This window comes from Robbsia sp. KACC 23696 (genome assembly GCF_039852015.1).
Taxonomy (GTDB): domain Bacteria; phylum Pseudomonadota; class Gammaproteobacteria; order Burkholderiales; family Burkholderiaceae; genus Robbsia.
In genome coordinates, this window is record NZ_CP156626.1 from 2,654,873 (window position 1) to 2,671,492 (window position 16,620).

The 16,620-nt window shown below is 61.1% G+C and carries 15 protein-coding genes and 1 tRNA gene; 13 read left to right on the plus strand and 3 right to left on the minus strand.

The genetic code is table 11. From position 1 onward, the window contains the following. Positions 1-26: 26 nt before the first annotated feature. Positions 27-1,181 (minus strand): glutamine-hydrolyzing carbamoyl-phosphate synthase small subunit, encoded by a 1,155-nt coding sequence (gene carA / locus ABEG21_RS11075; protein WP_347554664.1) that lies wholly within the window; start codon positions 1,179-1,181, stop codon positions 27-29. A 495-nt stretch (positions 1,182-1,676) separates the two neighbouring features. Between carA and ABEG21_RS11080 the strand changes: the two genes are divergently transcribed. The 6 genes from ABEG21_RS11080 to ABEG21_RS11105 all read left to right on the plus strand — a co-directional run bounded on the left by ABEG21_RS11080 (position 1,677) and on the right by ABEG21_RS11105 (position 8,054). Continuing rightward, entirely contained in the window at positions 1,677-2,573 is an 897-nt protein-coding gene (locus tag ABEG21_RS11080) for a hypothetical protein (RefSeq protein WP_347554665.1), read from the plus strand. Between the two features lie 161 nt (positions 2,574-2,734). Further along, positions 2,735-3,604 (plus strand): hypothetical protein, encoded by an 870-nt coding sequence (locus tag ABEG21_RS11085; protein ID WP_347554666.1) that lies wholly within the window; start codon positions 2,735-2,737, stop codon positions 3,602-3,604. Between the two features lie 191 nt (positions 3,605-3,795). After that, positions 3,796-4,719, plus strand: a complete 924-nt coding sequence (locus ABEG21_RS11090) for a hypothetical protein (protein WP_347554667.1) — start codon at positions 3,796-3,798, stop codon at positions 4,717-4,719. 280 nt (positions 4,720-4,999) lie between these two features. Next, a complete protein-coding gene (locus ABEG21_RS11095) occupies positions 5,000-5,881 on the plus strand; it encodes a hypothetical protein (RefSeq protein WP_347554668.1) in 882 nt (293 codons plus the stop codon). A gap of 351 nt (positions 5,882-6,232) precedes the next feature. Next, a complete protein-coding gene (locus ABEG21_RS11100; RefSeq protein ID WP_347554669.1) occupies positions 6,233-6,955 on the plus strand; it encodes a hypothetical protein in 723 nt (240 codons plus the stop codon). Positions 6,956-7,337: 382 nt separating this feature from the next. Next, entirely contained in the window at positions 7,338-8,054 is a 717-nt protein-coding gene (locus ABEG21_RS11105) for a hypothetical protein (RefSeq protein ID WP_347554670.1), read from the plus strand. Between the two features lie 121 nt (positions 8,055-8,175). On the opposite strand, the gene ABEG21_RS11110 is transcribed toward ABEG21_RS11105, so the two are convergent. Together ABEG21_RS11110 and gloB are read right to left on the minus strand one after the other, a co-directional pair. Then, positions 8,176-9,978 carry a transglycosylase SLT domain-containing protein gene (locus tag ABEG21_RS11110; protein WP_347554671.1) on the minus strand — a complete coding sequence of 601 codons (1,803 nt, stop codon included), beginning with the start codon at positions 9,976-9,978 and terminating at the stop codon, positions 8,176-8,178. 160 nt (positions 9,979-10,138) lie between these two features. Further along, positions 10,139-11,161, minus strand: a complete 1,023-nt coding sequence (gloB, locus tag ABEG21_RS11115; RefSeq protein ID WP_347556739.1) for a hydroxyacylglutathione hydrolase — start codon at positions 11,159-11,161, stop codon at positions 10,139-10,141. Positions 11,162-11,218: 57 nt separating this feature from the next. Between gloB and ABEG21_RS11120 the strand changes: the two genes are divergently transcribed. The 7 genes from ABEG21_RS11120 to ABEG21_RS11150 all read left to right on the plus strand — a co-directional run bounded on the left by ABEG21_RS11120 (position 11,219) and on the right by ABEG21_RS11150 (position 16,609). Further along, positions 11,219-12,151: a methyltransferase domain-containing protein gene (locus ABEG21_RS11120; RefSeq protein WP_347554672.1), complete on the plus strand. Its 933-nt coding sequence runs from the start codon at positions 11,219-11,221 to the stop codon at positions 12,149-12,151. A 12-nt stretch (positions 12,152-12,163) separates the two neighbouring features. Then, positions 12,164-12,616, plus strand: coding sequence for a ribonuclease HI (rnhA, locus tag ABEG21_RS11125; RefSeq protein ID WP_347554673.1), 453 nt, complete (start codon positions 12,164-12,166; stop codon positions 12,614-12,616). Positions 12,617-12,910: 294 nt separating this feature from the next. Beyond that, the gene (locus ABEG21_RS11130; protein ID WP_347554674.1) at positions 12,911-13,291 is read left to right on the plus strand and encodes a hypothetical protein; all 381 of its coding nucleotides are present in this window, start codon (positions 12,911-12,913) and stop codon (positions 13,289-13,291) included. A 237-nt stretch (positions 13,292-13,528) separates the two neighbouring features. Continuing rightward, positions 13,529-14,281, plus strand: a complete 753-nt coding sequence (dnaQ, locus tag ABEG21_RS11135) for a DNA polymerase III subunit epsilon (protein WP_347556740.1) — start codon at positions 13,529-13,531, stop codon at positions 14,279-14,281. Between the two features lie 174 nt (positions 14,282-14,455). Then, positions 14,456-14,530: transfer RNA gene (locus tag ABEG21_RS11140), tRNA-Val, on the plus strand. A 199-nt stretch (positions 14,531-14,729) separates the two neighbouring features. After that, the gene (locus ABEG21_RS11145; RefSeq protein WP_347554675.1) at positions 14,730-15,131 is read left to right on the plus strand and encodes a DUF4089 domain-containing protein; all 402 of its coding nucleotides are present in this window, start codon (positions 14,730-14,732) and stop codon (positions 15,129-15,131) included. Further along, a complete protein-coding gene (locus ABEG21_RS11150) occupies positions 15,128-16,609 on the plus strand; it encodes an AtzE family amidohydrolase (RefSeq protein WP_347554676.1) in 1,482 nt (493 codons plus the stop codon). Before ABEG21_RS11145 ends, ABEG21_RS11150 begins: the two co-directional genes overlap by 4 nt. Positions 16,610-16,620 lie beyond the last annotated feature (11 nt).

The window sequence follows — 16,620 nt, forward strand, 5'->3', positions numbered from 1 at the left end:
CCCGACTACACCATGCCGCGTCCGCCTCAGCTCGCGCGCTGCGTCGATTGACCGTGCTGGTCCATCGAGGTGATAAAGCGATCGAACAGGTAGGCCAGGTCCGTCGGGCCCGGGGATGCTTCCGGATGACCCTGGAAGCAGAACGCCGGCTTGTCCGTCAGCGCGAAGCCCTGCAAGGTACCGTCGAACAGCGACACGTGCGTCACGCGAGCATTGGCCGGCAGCGAATCCGCATCGACGGCAAAACCGTGATTCTGCGACGTGATGACCACGCGGCCGTCGTCGAGATCCTTTACCGGATGGTTCGCACCGTGGTGACCGGTCTTCATCTTCAGCGTCTTCGCGCCGACAGCCAGCGCCATGATCTGGTGACCCAGGCAGATGCCGAACGTCGGGATGCCGCGGGCGATCGCCTCGCGCGTTGCGCGGATGGCGTAGTCGCACGGCTCCGGATCTCCCGGACCGTTGGACAGGAAGATCCCGTCCGGGTTCAAGGCCATCGCGTCGTCGATCGTGCTCTGTGCCGGCAGCACGGTGACCTTGCAGCCCCGCTCCGCCAGCATCCGCAGGATGTTGTACTTGACGCCGTAGTCGAAGGCGACCACATGGAAGCGCGGTTGCGTCTGTTCCGGCTGCCCGACGCCGAGTTGCCACTCGCGCTGCGTCCACACATACGATTGCTTGGTCGACACTTCCTTCGCCAGATCCATGCCGCTCAGGCCCGGGAACGAGCGCGCAAGCTCGATCGCGCGTGCCGGATTGTCTTCACCGGCGAGGATGGCGCCGTTCTGCGCGCCCTTGTCGCGCAGCAGGCGCGTCAGGCGGCGGGTATCGATGCCGGCGATGCCGAGCACGTTGCCGCCACGGAGATAATCGCTCAGCGTTTGCTGCGAGCGGAAATTCGAGGCGACCAGCGGCAGGTCACGGATGACCAGGCCGGCTGCGGCAATCGACGCGGACTCGACGTCCTCGTCATTGGTGCCGACATTGCCGATATGCGGATAGGTCAGCGTGACAATCTGACGCGCATAGCTGGGGTCGGTCAGAATTTCCTGATAACCGGTCAGAGCGGTGTTGAACACCACTTCACCGGTCGTATGGCCCTCGGCCCCGATCGACCAGCCACGGAAAATCGTGCCGTCGGCAAGTGCGAGCAAAGCGGGAGGAAAAGACGGCAGCACAGGGAGCTCCTGATGGATTGCCCTGGCCGACCCGCCGACTCCCGCATCCGCGCCATCGCGCGCTCGGCCATGCTCATTGCTGGGTCACGGCGGCGCTGCGGCGGCACTCGTACACCGACCGCCCGAAAGGCTGATACGGCAAGCACGGGGCTGGCGATTTAGGGAGGAGGTAGGCGCTAGGGCTAGGTGTTGATTGGGCTAAACCGGCAAATTATAGCCTAAGACGGCCGCCCACGACAGCCCGGCGACACCCGAATGGCTTAGGCGCGACAGTCGCCGTGCCGCAGCGCGGTCGGTTTTGGGACGGCGCTCGGGCGCAAGACACCACGCCGCCGCCAGCGAGACCGCAACGCCGCCATACGAACTTCCCGACGACGCGACGACGTCTCTATCCGTTCCGGCCACAAGACGGGGCACCCGGGTCTCCCCCTGGTCACAGAGCGTGGCGAACTGCGATTCACATTTCGCCAACCGCTTCTTAGGAACGCCCGCCCCATGCTTAGCACCCTGCCCCTGATCCGCGATAGCGCGGAGCCCGCCTTCGATCAAGTCAACGATTCGTCCTTCGCGCTTCTTTTCGATGAAACGGATACCGTCCCGAATTGGGCCGATGCGCAAAACTGGAGTGACCAGGCCTTGGATGCCGTCAGCGACAACGCCGCGCATCTGACGCTACAACGCGGAACGCTCAATGAAGCGGTGATCGACACCATGATGCGCCTGACCCGACTGACATCGCTGGAGCTGGTGAATGTCGAGATCACGCCTGGAATCGATATCGCACTTCACAACGCATTGGTGGCGTGTCCCTTGGAAAGAATCTATTTCACCGGCTTCACCGCGCCGTATTGGCTGACCAGGGAACCAGAAAAAATCGCGTCGTCGCTATTCGTGAAGCTCGCCTGTTACGGCACGGATCAATGGATCGGAACATCGAATCTACAAAGACTCGACACGAGAGACACACTGCCACTCGCGTCTTTGAACGATCTCTCCTTGGTGCATGGCGATCAAATCCTGAATAGCCTGATTTGCAATGCCAGCAACGGCCCCGACGCTGGCCGCGCACTGGTACATCTTCGGGTGCGCCATTTGACACTCACTGGCGGCGGCTTTGGCGACGACACCGCAAGGGGACTCGAATGGAATCGCCACATTCAATCGGTCACGCTGATCGACGTGCCGCTGAAACAGGATTGGGTGCATCAGATGCTCCGGATGACGAAGCTCGCGTCGTTGACATTCGTGCGCCCACAATTGATGCAAATCGCGTCCACGCCGACATTGCAGTTCGCACCCCATGTCGACGAAGTTTTTGTGGATGACCTCATGCGCTTTCGCGAGGAAGTGAAAATGCCCTTCATCGAAATGGGATTCAAAGAGCGCGGCTGACAACGTCGTCGCCAAACGCGAGTCTGACGAAATAGCCAACCTCGGGACGACTTCATCGCCTGTGCGCGCGCAACGCAACGGCACCGAGGTATTGACCTGGTTACTGACACTGGCGATCTGCAGCACGCAACGTGCAGACACTTTCCCAGGAACGTCGACCGATGCTTACGCCCCTCCCCCTCGTCCGCGATAGTGCGGAGCCCGCCTTCGATCAGGTCAACGACCACACCTTCGACTTCCATCCGGGAATCATCGACTGCTCGCCCAATTGGGCCGATCTGCCCAACTGGAGCGATGAAGCGCTGGAGGGACTAGGCGATCACGTCGCGCATTTGACACTGCAACGCGGAACGCTCAACAAGGTCGTGATCGCCACCTTGATGCGCCTGAATACGCTGACCTCGCTGGAAATGGTCAATGTCGAGATTCCATCGGAGATCGAGACCGTCCTCCAGTACGCGTTAATGATGGCGCACCACGTGAAAAAGATTTACTACACCGGCTTGTACGCACCCCCGTCGATGAGTGCCAACCTCGAGCAACTTCCCGCCACGCTCTATATGAAGATCGGGACGCATGTCGGCAAGAATCAACGGATAAGTGGGACGAATGTGCAGCGCCTCGATGCAAGAGAGGCGCTCACACTCGGGGGAATGAACGAATCATCGCTGGTCCGCGGCGATGAATTGCTGGATACCTTGATTTGCCGTTCCGAGAACAACAGCGACAGTGGCAAGGCGCTCGCCCACCTCCGGGTACGGAGCTTGATACTCACCGGCGGCGATTTCGGCTACAAAACGGCGCTCGGGCTGCAATGTAATACGCGCATCGAGTCGGTCACCCTTGTCGATGTGCCCCTCAAACAAGAATGGGTGCAGCAAATTCTTAGGATGTCCAATCTGAAGTCGGTGACGCTCGTGCGCCCGAAGCCGGTCCCGGACGCGACGTCGGCAGAGCTGGCAAAGCTGTCGTTCACGTCGGGCCTGCGTCAAAGCCAACAACTCAAGATCCTGTTCAGAAGTCGAGCGTGAAAACCATGCCGCGCGGGTGTAAGGAAGTTTCCCGAGGCAGCACGTGCCTTGAGCACGCGACGTTTGCAACGCGGCAACGAAACCGACATCCGCGCTGCGAGCAGGCACGGAACCAGAACCTGCACGGTGCAACTCAATGTGGCGGTCCGTCACGGACATTGCATATACAATCTTTAAGGACTACCGAATCGATGCTCACTCCTAGCCCCTTTCCCCTCGTCCGCGATAGCGCGGAGCCCGCTTTCGACCAAGTCAATGCACCGCGACTACACAGATTGGTGAATGGACAATTCGAAACCGACAAGAATGTCACTTGGCCTGGGCACATTTATTCGACCGCCCCGAATTGGAACGACGAGACACTGAGCGAACTCGACGACGGGGTCGCCCACCTGACGTTGCACCTCGGCGAACTCAACGAGGCCGTCATCGACACCGTGAAGCGTTTGGAGAAGCTGACATCGCTAGAGCTGGTTGGCGTTGACATCCCGTCTCGGCTCGGTATGCCGTTCATCGACACATTGCGGCAACGAGAGGTGGCGGTGGAGCGGATGTACTACAGTGGCTTCGACGATCCCACATGGATGAATGTCGGCCTGAAGTGCATCTCTTCGAAGCTCTATATGAAAATCGTCGGATTCAGCGCCATCGCATGGGGCGATGCACCGGGTTTACAGCGCCTCGACGCGAGAGCAGTCGCTTCACCGTCGGTTCTGCCGATGCACAGAATCTCGCTGATGCACGGCAAGCGCTTGTTGGACACCTTGATTTTAGAACCCTCTCAATGGGACACACGCAAAGCGGACGCGCTGAAAGACATTCCGGTGCGCAATTTAATCCTCGCAGACGGCACGTTAGACGACAGCACCGCGCTAGCGCTTGAGGGCAATACCCATCTCGAATCAGTCACGCTGATGAACGTGCCGCTCAAACGCGAATGGGTGCAACAACTATTGCGGATGCCCAACATTCAGTCACTGACGCTCGTACGACCAAAGCCCTTCGCCACCGTGGGCGCGCGTGAAACGACCTTCGAACCGATGGTGAATCAGGACTTTGTGTCTGGCCTGAGTCGCCACGACCAAGGCAAAGTTACATTCAAGGACCGCGCCTGACCGTGCCGGGCCCACGTAGCCCATCCTGTTCTGGCAATCGCAGCGTCATAAAAAAAAATCGCCCTTCGATTACGATCCGGTCGACGTCCGGATAGCGAAGGTAGAACCGCGCGGCGACTCGGTGAGAACGCCCCGCTCTGGCAAGCGAATTTCCTGACGACGCTGCGCTTTACCCATTTGATACTGCGACAAAACACGGCACCATGCTCTTCACGCCATGCCAAGGCGCAGTGAACCGTGCGCCCGCTTTCGCCGACAAACGTCCAGGAACGCCCGACCAATGCTTACCCCGCTTCCCCTGATCCGCTATAGCGCGGAGCCGGCGTTCGATCAAATCAATGATGCGTCCTTCGACTTCCACCCCAAGCGCATGACCATTACGCCCAGTTGGTCCGACAGTCAGAATTGGAACGACGAAGCGCTGGATGCGCTAAGCGGGGACATTGCGCATCTAACGCTGCAACGCGGCACACTCGACACAACTGTGATCGCCACGGTGATGCGTTTAGATAAGTTGACGACATTGGAGTTGGTCAACGTCACCATTCCGCCGGAAATGGAAACGCTGTTTCATTGCACATTGATGGCACGAAAAATCGAAAGAATTTACTACACCGGCTTATATGCGCCGAAATGGATCGATCCAACTCTCGAAAAAATTCCGTCGACGCTGTACGTGAAGACCGGATCGTACTTTCGCAACGAATGGATCGGCGCATCGCATCTGCATCGCCTCGATGCGAGAGAGGCATTGACGCTAGCGTGTATCAATCAGATGTCGCTGGTATCGGGCGATCCGTTGCTGGATACCTTGATTTGCAAATCGGAAAATTGCGACGGCGGCAGCGCCAAAGCGCTGACACATTTGCGCGTGCGTCACTTAATTCTCACCGGGCCTCACTTCGGCGACAACACCGCACTCGGACTCGAGTGGAATACGCGCATCGAATCGATCACGCTCGTCGACGTACCGCTCACCCGAGACTGGGTGCGTCAGTTACTGCGGATGAGCCGTTTAGCGTCGCTGAAACTCGTGCGCCCGAGATCGGTCCGTACCGCAGTCGAAGCGACAGCGCAATTCGCGTCGCCCATCGATCACGATTTTGTGTCCGGCTTGAGCAGTATCGATCAAAACAAGATCTCATTCAGCGATTACGCGTAAGGACACAACATCCGCTGGCAGGCTAACCATTCCAGCAGGCGAAGTTGCGCGTGATGCGGCGACGTCTGTGTGCGTTCAGTCTGCAATAGAGGGCACGGTTGTCTTCACGGGGTGACTGAGAGCCGCGATCCCCAACTTGCCTCGCGCCGATCACTTTCCAGGACTCGCCCGCCGATGCTTACCGCCCTTCCCCTCGTCCGCGACAGCGCGGAACCTATTTCGCACTCCCCGTGTCTTCAAAAATGCCTGATACCCCGGTATGACGTCTGGGACCCGGCCGGCTCCGAAATCGTCAATGGGGGCTGGCCGAACTGGCATAGGGAGGACTGGGCCGCCCTGCCCGACGGACCGATGGAACTGACGCTCGTCAACGGCACGTTAGACGCGTCGGCAATTTACGCCTTAATGAAGTTGAAGACGTTGAACGCACTTCAACTGATTGACGTTACGCTGGTCGCGAGCGAAGCCAAGGGGCTGGCGGCGGCAATACGCCTCCACGCCTTAAGCGGGCTTGTGCTCACGACGTGGACACTCCCCGATTCCGCCTTCATTGAAGCGCTTGAATCTATCGGTACCAAGCTGATTTGCAAGGTCAACCACGCGATCCCAGGGCAAGACTTCGATGCACTCGCGCGATATGGTCATTTGGAATTGCTCAATCTCGGCGAGTCCGATATCGACACGAGCCATGAATGCTGTATCCACCTTTGCAAGCGTACGACAACGCTGAAGCAGTTGATATGCAAGAGCGCGCCGGGCGATCGGAGTGGGCGAATATTGTCGCACTTGAACGTGTCCCGGCTAACACTGACCGGCGCGATCGATGATATCGCCATAGACGGACTGGCTTGGAATACGACGATCGAATCGTTAATGTTCGTCCGTGTTCCCCTCCATCGCGACTGGGTGGTGAAACTATCGTCAATGAAAAGCTTGAAAACACTTTTCATCAGGCATCCCACTCCAGCAAAAAGGGAGCCTCACCTCGGAAACGTCTTGCCGCCGGCGCCTATCGATACGAAATGGCTTGAGACAAAGCCGGGGGCGCCCGGCTGCGCCATCATTTTTATTTAAAGAAACGATCATGCAGACCCGCGCGACGGGCCAACGCCAGGGCGCCAGACCGGCGCGCGGCATCGCGGTTCCCTTCCTGTGTCACAGGCAAGCCCGAACGATTGACCTGTCTGGCGTAGCCAGCCCCGCACGGTCAGTCGGAGGAAACGTTAAGGTGCTCTAGCAAAGCACAATCCAACGCTGCCGTGGAGTTCCAATGAATACTTTCACTCTTTCCTCTGTTTCCGCGAGGCATTTTACCTTCGCGTCAGCCATCAACTCGTGTATTTCCGAGACGCTTTCGATCGACGAGGGCAACTCGCCGCGCTCCGGTGCCTCTCCGAGAAAGCCCGAGATTCAATATGATCGAGAGTCGGAGCATCTGCAGTTACGGGATGGCAGTGTGAATGATGCGACCATCGGTCAATTGCTCGGTTTGCGATACGTTTTAACAATGGAGATCATCGATGTCGACATTCCGGAGCATTGCGACCTGACCTTTGCACGGCTTTTAAAAGCGTTGAACATCCGCCATATCGACTACATCGGGCATGTCGGTCTAAGCAAAGGGACCTGCGATGCCATTAAATGCCTCGATGCAACGTTGAACCTGACATTGCATGGCCGCATCGGCCAACTGGCCTCGCTGATCTACGCGCCGCCATTGCATCGGCTCGATATCGCCAACACCGGAATCCATACCGGGGACACTTGGTTGTTCGCGCCGCTGCGAAGACGTACCGTCAAATTGCATGAATTGATCTGTACGCCCGCCCGCGGTCAGGCGAGTGGCAAGACACTGCTGGTTTTGCCCGTTGTTGCGCTGACGCTGGTCAAGGGCACGTTCGGAAAGATCGCCACGCACGCGCTGGCGCTGAATCTGCATATCGCGTCCTTGACGCTGATAACGGTGCCGCTCAGACGCGAATGGGTTCAGACATTACTCGGGATGGTGATGCTGGAGACGCTGACGATCACCGATCCCCAATCCATCTGGATCCGCTCGCCTACGGACATCGACAAGAAAGTCCCCACCCTCAAGATCGATCAGGAATGGATCGACGGCACGCTCAAACCCATCGCGCTACGCTCGGATATCGAAGTGATTTTCAACGCGTGATTCGCTTGCCCCGCAGCGAGGGCGAACGACGCCCCAAGAGGGCGAACGCGATGTGAGAAGGGAGGGGCGAGGCAGGAGGCAACGTGCGCGCTTCGCGAGGAAGCGCAGCGGCAGGAACCGATCAGCGGGACGCGACGCGGCGCGTCGTGGACTTGCCCGCCGACTTCTCGGTTTTCGCCGCGGGCTTGGCAGCCACCTTCGGCGCGGCCTTTTCAGATTTCGCGACCCGCTTCTCCGGCACGGCACGGCGGCTCGACGCCACCGTCTTTGTTTCGTGCTTGGTTTCGCGCGCGACTTCCCGCATGGCCGGGCGGCTTTCCGCCTTGGCGCTACGACTTTCGGTGCGGGCACGTGCGGTCGTTGCAGCCCGCCGCGTCGTCCGCGTTGCCGGCTTTTCTTCCGGTGCAGGCGCATCGACACGATCCGACGCCCGGATCACCCGACCACGCGAGTCATCGTCATCCCGCAAGGACACCGTCTCCAATTTCACCGGCCGTGCACCGCCGTCGACATCTTCGCGGACATACACCACCAGTTGCGTACCGGCCCGCACCGATGCGGCACGCGTCCGGTTCCAGCGACGCAATTCCGACACCGACACGCCGAGCCGCGACGCAAGCGACGTCACCGACTCACGCTGCGGCACGCGCACCGACACGCGACGATAGATCGGCTGGTCCGGCTCGATCGACAACACGGCATTTTCTGCGACGGTGGCGCTGATATCGCCTACAGCCGGACCGTCATCGGACTTCGGCACCAGGATCGTCGAACCCGGCTTCAGGCGCATGCCCGACGGAATCTTGTTGACCGCCATCAGCAACTTGGGATCGACGCCGATCTTTTCGGCGAGGTCCTTCGGCCGTTCCCGTGCACTGACTTGATACGTGGTCCAGCTCGAAAGGGGCAGCGAATAGTGCTTCAGATTGCGCGCGAACACTTCGGCGCTATCGAACGGCAGTAGGATCTGCGGTTGCGTCGAGCCCAGGATCACCGGCTTCGTGAACGACGGGTTTAGCGCCTTGAAGTCGTCGAGCTTCATATCGGCGAGTTGCGCAGCCACTTTCACATCGATATCACGCGACGTGGTCACCGTGACGAAATACGGGTGATTCGGGATTTCCGGCAGGGTCAGACCATACTTGGCCGGATCCGCGATCAGGTTCTTCACCGCCTGCAGCTTCGGGACGTAGTTGCGCGTCTCGTTCGGCATATTCAGGCTGGCATAGTCGGTCGGCAAGCCCTTCGCGGCATTTCGGGCGATGGCCTTCTGCACATTGCCCTCACCCCAGTTGTACGCCGCCAGCGCCAATTGCCAGTCGCCGAACATATCGTGGAGGCGAGACAGATAGTCCAGTGCCGCATCGGTCGATGCCAGCACGTCACGCCGCTGATCCTGGAACATGTTCTGCGCGAGGTTGTAGTCGCGGCCCGTGCCCGGAATGAACTGCCACATCCCTGCCGCCTTCGCGACTGACAGCGCCTGCGGGTTGTACGCGCTCTCGATGAACGGCAACAACGCCAGCTCGGTCGGCATATGCCGCGCTTCGAGCTGTTCGACGATGTGATAGAGATAGAGACGCGAACGATCGGTCATCCGTTGGACATAGTCCGGACGCGTGACGTACCAGTTCGTTTGGCTGTCGACCAGATCGCCGGAGAGATCCGGAATCTGGAAGCCGCGACGGATACGGCCCCAAAGATCGGTATCGTTCGATGCAAGCGAATCGACGGAGCTATGATCGACGTCGATCGTCTTGCTCGCCGAAGCGCGGCGCAAGGCTTTGCTTTGCGCGGTTTCCTTGCCTTGGTCCTGATTGGTGGCGTAGGCGTTGGTATAGCCATCGGAGCCATTCGCCATATTCGCCGTGCCGGCACAAGCAGACAGCATTAGCGCCAGCAGCGCACAAAGGATCAATCGCATGAAGAAGCCGTCTCGATAACGGGAAACCAGGGCGGGAGTTGTCAGGATGGTAAGGAAACCCGCCCCGCGCGTCAACCACCGTTACAAAAAAATCTCAATGAAATCGCGGGGCTGCAAGCATTTTTTAAAGTAAGAGCATGCAATAACCCCGCGCCCGGAATCAGAATCGATCTTTCCACGCACGCAATTGCGTGAACGCAGCGAGTCGCGACATGGGTCCCTCGGACACCGCACCGTGCGCCTGCCCCGCCATCGCCGCGCGCAGTTGCGGGGCGATGGCCGGCGCATCGGCGCGCAGGAACGGATTGACACGCCGCTCGAGCGCCAGCGTCGTCGGCACCGTCGGGCGGCCAGCCGCACGCAGCGCCTCGGCTTGTTCCGACCAGGCCGACAGATCGGCGTTTTCCGGATCGGCAGCCCGCGCAAAGCGAATATTCGACAGCGTGTACTCGTGGGCGCAGTGCACCAGCGTCGCGTCCGGCAATGCCGCCAAGCGGTCGAGCGACGCCAACATCTGCGCCGGCGTGCCTTCGAACAAGCGGCCGCATCCGGTCGCGAAAAGCGTATCACCACAAAAAACCCGCGGGGGCTGATTCTGGTCGATACTGGCGGGCGCCGTGCCCGCGCCGTCGGCCGGAGGCGGCGCCGCCCCGTCTGCGCTCGCACTCGCGCCCGCCATGAAGTAGGCGATGTGCGCGCGGGTGTGGCCGGGCACGTCGATTACCGTAAAATGCGCCCGCGGCGACACCGTCTCAACCACCGTGCCGCCCGATACCGGATGCGTCACGGTCGCGATGTCTTCGCCAACGGGCCCATACACCGGCGGAACAGACGGCGCCTGTCCTTCCTGCACCTGTTGTTCGGCGAAGACCAACAGTTCCGGTACGCCGCCGACATGGTCCGCGTGATGATGCGTGAGTAGAATAGCGCTCAGATACGCATTGTTCGCGTCCAGGTAGGCCATGACCGGTGCGGCCTGACCGGGATCGACGACGGTGATGCCCACCGGCCGCTGCACGCCGGGCGCCACCTCGACGGCCGGCCATGCGGACAGGTCTGCCGAGGGTGACCGCGGCACCAGCATCCAGATATAGTTATCGTTGAATGCAGGAAGCGGGACGACGTCGAACCGGGCATCGGCATCGGTGGACAGCGGCGAGGGTATGGACGAGGCAGGCGGCATCATGGGCTTGGAATGGGGGCAGCGCGGTAAGCTGCCGGTGTTTTCGATTGGGGGCGCATGGCTGAGCGACCGATTATAGACTGGTCCGACTGGACGCAATCTCCCGCAGGGCGTTATGTCCTGGCATGGGAGCAGGCGCAGGCAGACCGCGTCGTCAGCGATATGTTCGGATACCGCGCGGTGCAACTCGGGCTGCCGCAACTGGATGCGTTGCGAGAGAACCGGATGCCGAGCCGCGTGCTGACGCTCGACCCGGAAAGTCCGCTGAGTTCGCCGTATCTCCTTCCCCCGACCCGACCCGGTGCGGACCGCCTCGTGCATCCGGGGCAAATGCCGCATGCCGGCCTGCATGGTCATCATGCGGGCGGACGTGGGCCGCGGCGGCGCTCGGATAATGCCTTGCTTGCGCAAACCGATGTGCCGCTGCTGCACGCGCCACCGGAGCGTACGACACTCTGGGCCGATTTCGGCGAATTGCCGTACGAGAGCCAAAGTCTCGATTTGCTGGTGATGCCGCATACGCTCGAATTCACGGCCGAGCCGCATGCGCTATTGCGCGAGGCGGAACGCGTATTGGTGCCGGAAGGAAAGTTGGTCATCACGGCCTTCAACTCCTTGAGCCTTTGGGGCGTGCGGCAATCCGTGGGACGCCGGACACATCGGCCCTTCGTGCCGGCGGAAACGGACTTGATTGCCTTTACGCGGCTGAAGGATTGGATCAAGCTGCTCGGCTTCGAACTGAGCCGGGGCCGCTTCGGCTGCTACCGGCCACCGTTGACAAGCGCGAAATGGTTGGAGCGTTGCCGCTTCATGGAAGCGGCGGGCGACCGGTGGTGGCCGATCTTCGGTGCGGTCTATCTGATCACCGCCGTCAAGCGCGAACGACGCATGCGGCTAGTGGGCCCGACTTGGAAAAAGAAAACGGCGGCGGTGCCTTCGGCACTGACGCCTGCAGCGGCGCCGACACCTACGTCGGCATCGCGACTGTAAGTAAGGACAGACATGAGTGATGACGGCATCGTCGAAATCTACGCCGACGGCGCCTGCAAGGGCAATCCGGGCCCAGGCGGCTGGGGCGCGGTATTGCGCTTCGGCGACAAGGAAAAAGAGTTGTTCGGCGGCGAGCCGAACACGACCAACAATCGGATGGAATTGCTCGCGGTCATTTCCGCGCTGACGGCATTGAAGCGGCCCTGCAAGGTGCTGATTTGGACCGACTCGCAGTATGTGCAGAAAGGCATCAGTGAGTGGATCCACGGTTGGAAGGCGCGTAACTGGGTCACTTCGACGAAGGCCCCGGTGAAAAATGCCGACCTGTGGCGCCAATTGGACGTCATCGCCGCGAAACACGAGGTGGAATGGCGCTGGGTCAAGGGCCACGCCGGACACCCGGGCAATGAGCACGCCGACGCGCTGGCGAATCGCGGCGTGGAATCGTTGCGCGCGCCGGGGTAGCAGCGCGCAACGCCGGAGCATGCTTGGATTCCGGCGTACCGCACCGCATGGACGGGCGCGGAGACTCTTCGCGCCCCGCCCACTGCCATCCCCACCTCCCCAATCGCAGTGTCGATCGCCTCACTATCTTTGCATGGGCACTCCACAGATCAAATACAATTAAGACCCCACCCCATTTCTCAAGCAATTGATTTAAAACATAATATTTCCTTACTTACGCATACACTGCTGTCAGGCGTAAGGCAAAAGATCCCCCTTACTCACGAGTGATACGACTCAAGACGAGCCTTCGCGATGCCCAAAAGAATGCAGGCCATCGCCATGATCGCCCTCGTTTCCGCCTTGACCGCTTGCTCGAGTTACGGCGAGATGCCGCCATTGAAAGCCCAAGACGTACGATCGATGACGTGCGAACAAACGGTCGCGGAAATGGCGAAGATCAACACATTCCGCGCCCATGTCAGCAAGGCTAGTGAATTTTCGTTATGGGATGTCGGATCCTATTTCCTCGATTACGGCATAAGCGATGCAATCGACGAAGCCTATGCTGAGGACAGCGCCGACGAACGTGAGCGTGTCTTGCATAAAGCGCGAAAAGCCAAAAACTGCCCACCCATCCCGGCGCTGCCGATCGATGCGGCCAAGTCGTTGAAGCAGGCGCACGACGTCGCCTAAGCGCGTACTGGCCTCGTTCAAGGTGGCACAAGATCCGAACCTGCGTTCGAGCAGCGGCATCTCGCATGTCGCATGCGGAAGTCGAACCCGCCTCCCTCCACCGGCTATAATCGCCCCATCCCCTCGCCGCATCGCGGCGACGGGCGTCAGCGCTGCATCATGACGCCCCCTTTCATGCCCGAGTAGCGGCGCCTGCGCCCTTGGCTGCCGCCCTCCCTGCTTCTGCGACACACCATGCTGCGACAACTTGTCTTCGATACCGAAACCACGGGCCTAAATCCTCGGACCGGTGACCGGATCATCGAAATCGGTGCGGTGGAACTGGTCAACCGTCGGCTGACCGGCAAGAACCTGCACTTTTATATCAACCCGGAACGCGACAGCGATCCGGGCGCACTCGCCGTTCACGGCCTGACGACGGAATTCCTGTCGGACAAGCCCAAGTTCGCCGAAATCGCCGAGGCCTTCCGCGACTTCACGCTGGGCGCGGATCTGATCATTCACAATGCGCCGTTCGACGTCGGCTTTATCGAGGCCGAATACGCGCGCCTGGGCTGGCCGTCCTTCGTCAGCCAAGTGGGTGAGATCATCGACTCGCTGGTCATGGCGAAAGCGGCCTTCCCAGGCAAACGCAATTCGCTCGACGCGCTATGCGACCGCTTTGGTATCAGTAATGCGCATCGGACCTTGCACGGCGCGCTGCTCGACTCGGAATTGCTCGCCGAGGTGTATCTGTCGCTGACGCGTGGCCAGGAAAGCCTGGTGATCGACGACAGCGATGGCGACCACGAGCATCACGCAGGCAGCGGCCAGGCGACGGCGGCGCGATCCGCCGCGGCGATGGCCACGCTGGTGCTCCCGGTTTTGCGCGCGACCGATGAGGAAGGCGCCACGCACGACGCGATGCTTGCCGACTTGAACAAGGCCTCGAAAGGCAAATGCGTCTGGTTGCAGGAACCGGTTGCGGAAGACGTTGCGCCCGCCGCCTGAAGAGAGAACGCCAGCGGGACAGTCGCCCCGGATGTTGCGCCGACGACGCGGCGTCACCGTGTAGGCGACGGTCTCGGAAATTACGCTTGCAAAGCGAAAAAACGCTGCTATAATTTCGTTCCTCGACAGCACAAGCAAGCAGCAACCGCACTGCGGCGCTGGCGAAAAGACCTCGGGTGGTTAGCTCAGCGGTAGAGCACTGCCTTCACACGGCAGGGGTCACAGGTTCGAACCCTGTACTACCCACCAAATTCGCGACGGTACTCATTTCGTTGCAGGAAAGGCCCCACGATACAGATCGTGGGGCTTTTTTCTTTTGGCGACGCGGGAACGGGCGGCGTCATCGGCAATAGCGCCTTTCAAGCGTTTGTCGAATTTTGATACGCAGCGCGCAGCGACTATGATGCGTACCATGATTCCCAAGTCGGCATGGGAGGAACACCCTGTCATGCCAGACGTCAGCCGGAAGCCCATGCCGATGATGCCGCAAAACAGTCTCCCTTCGACCTGGCCGACCTCCCCGGCCACGCCCGACCCCGCTGAGACACTCAGCCATGCCGACGCCACCGGCGCCGAAGACGCCCCCAAGATCAATGCCGCGCCACCGCATGGCAATGGCCTCTCCGCTGCCGACCTCGATGCGTTTATGAACGCGGCCTCCGTCGCGCTCGATCTGCCGCTCGATCCCGCGTATCGCCCCGGCGTCTTGCGCTATCTCGGCCTGGCTGCCGCCATGGCGCGGCAACTGGATCAGATCCCGTTATCGGAGCGTGTCGAACCGGCGGTCCGTTTCGCGCCGGTCTGCCCGCCTACGCGAGCGCCCCATGCCGATACGGCAGGCGCCGCATGACGGCAACGTCACCCACTCCGCAAGCGGCCGTCGCACGGCTGTTTCAAGGGGACGCGACCGGCATGGCGCACGCGGTGCGACAAGGTGAAGTGCGCGCCATCGAACTCGTCGAAGCCGCCTTGGCACAGATTGACGCAACGAATGGCCGCTTGCGCGCCTTCACCGCCGTATTGGAGACCCGCGCAAAACAGCGCGCGAACGCACTCGATGCATTGCGCACGCGCGATGTCGAGGCGTTCTCTGCCCTGCCGCTCGCTGGCGTCCCCTTCGCGGTGAAGAACCTGTTCGACATCGCCGAGTTGACGACGCTCGCCGGTTCGAAGATCGAAGCATCGCGGCCGCCGGCCAGGACCGACGCCCCGTTGATCGCCGCACTGGAAGCCGCCGGCGCGATCCTCGTGGGCGCCTGTAATATGGACGAGTACGCCTACGGCTTTACGACCGAGAACTCACACCACGGCACGGTGCGCAATCCACACGATATCGAACGGATCGCCGGTGGCTCTTCCGGCGGCTCCGCCGCTGCCGTCGCCGCGGGCCAGGTGCCCATATCGCTCGGCTCCGACACCAACGGCTCGATCCGGGTGCCCGCCTCGCTATGCGGCACGTTCGCCCTGAAGCCGACCTTTGGCCGCCTGCCGCGTACCGGCACCTACCCTTTTGTCGACAGCCTCGATCATCTCGGCCCGTTCGCGCGCAGCGTGCGCGATCTGGCGCTGAGCTACGACGTGATGCAACAGGCGTCGTCCGATGGTGACGCCGGCTGCGCGGGGCGTCCGGTCGAGCCAACGCTGGCGCCGGTCCTCAAAACACTGGCAGGCGAATCGGACAACGGCCGCCCATTGCGCATCGCCGTCCTGAATGGCTGGTTCCGGGAGTATGCGGAGCCGGAAAGCCTGGCCGCCGTCGACCGCATCGCCAAGGCGCTGAACGTCCAACGTGCGGTCGCGCTGCCAATGGTGGAAGCCGGGCGCGCGGCCGCCTTCCTGATCACCAATGCCGAAGGGGCCGCGCTGCATCTTCCTGACTTGCGCACGCAGCCGGAGGCGTTCGAGCCTTTGTCACGCGACCGTTTCCTCGCCGGCGCATTGCTGCCTGCCGCCTGGGTGCATCGCGCCTACCGCGTGCGGCGCGCGTATGCCGAAGCCGTCGCCGCGCTGTTGGCCGATGTCGATATCCTGCTTGCACCGGCCACGCCGTGCGCCGCGACGCTCGCCGGTCAAGAAATGATGGAAGTGGGTTGTCATACGCTGGCGGTGCGCGCGAACATGGGCATCCTGACGCAACCCATTTCCTGCATCGGCCTGCCGGTCTGCACGGTCCCCGTCTGGCATGCGCATCCGACCTTGCCGGTCGGCGTCCAAATCATCGGCGCACCCTGGCGCGAAGACCAGGTCCTATGCGTGGCCGCCACGCTTGAGCGGCTCGGCCTGGTGCAAGCGCCCGTCGCCGCGGCGATGCGACAACGGGCGGCCTGATCGGCCCCGCC

Bases quoted from the DNA above. Each gene is read 5' to 3' on its own strand.
- ABEG21_RS11080 (WP_347554665.1), top strand. From the start codon at position 1,677: ATGCTTAGCACCCTGCCCCTGATCCGCGATAGCGCGGAGCCCGCCTTC.
- ABEG21_RS11085 (WP_347554666.1), top strand. From the start codon at position 2,735: ATGCTTACGCCCCTCCCCCTCGTCCGCGATAGTGCGGAGCCCGCCTTC.
- ABEG21_RS11090 (WP_347554667.1), top strand. From the start codon at position 3,796: ATGCTCACTCCTAGCCCCTTTCCCCTCGTCCGCGATAGCGCGGAGCCC.
- ABEG21_RS11095 (WP_347554668.1), top strand. From the start codon at position 5,000: ATGCTTACCCCGCTTCCCCTGATCCGCTATAGCGCGGAGCCGGCGTTC.
- ABEG21_RS11100 (WP_347554669.1), top strand. From the start codon at position 6,233: ATGGAACTGACGCTCGTCAACGGCACGTTAGACGCGTCGGCAATTTAC.
- ABEG21_RS11110 (WP_347554671.1), bottom strand. From the start codon at position 9,978: ATGCGATTGATCCTTTGTGCGCTGCTGGCGCTAATGCTGTCTGCTTGT.
- gloB (WP_347556739.1), bottom strand. From the start codon at position 11,161: ATGCCGCCTGCCTCGTCCATACCCTCGCCGCTGTCCACCGATGCCGAT.
- ABEG21_RS11120 (WP_347554672.1), top strand. From the start codon at position 11,219: ATGGCTGAGCGACCGATTATAGACTGGTCCGACTGGACGCAATCTCCC.
- rnhA (WP_347554673.1), top strand. From the start codon at position 12,164: ATGAGTGATGACGGCATCGTCGAAATCTACGCCGACGGCGCCTGCAAG.
- ABEG21_RS11130 (WP_347554674.1), top strand. From the start codon at position 12,911: ATGCCCAAAAGAATGCAGGCCATCGCCATGATCGCCCTCGTTTCCGCC.
- ABEG21_RS11145 (WP_347554675.1), top strand. From the start codon at position 14,730: ATGCCAGACGTCAGCCGGAAGCCCATGCCGATGATGCCGCAAAACAGT.
- ABEG21_RS11150 (WP_347554676.1), top strand. From the start codon at position 15,128: ATGACGGCAACGTCACCCACTCCGCAAGCGGCCGTCGCACGGCTGTTT.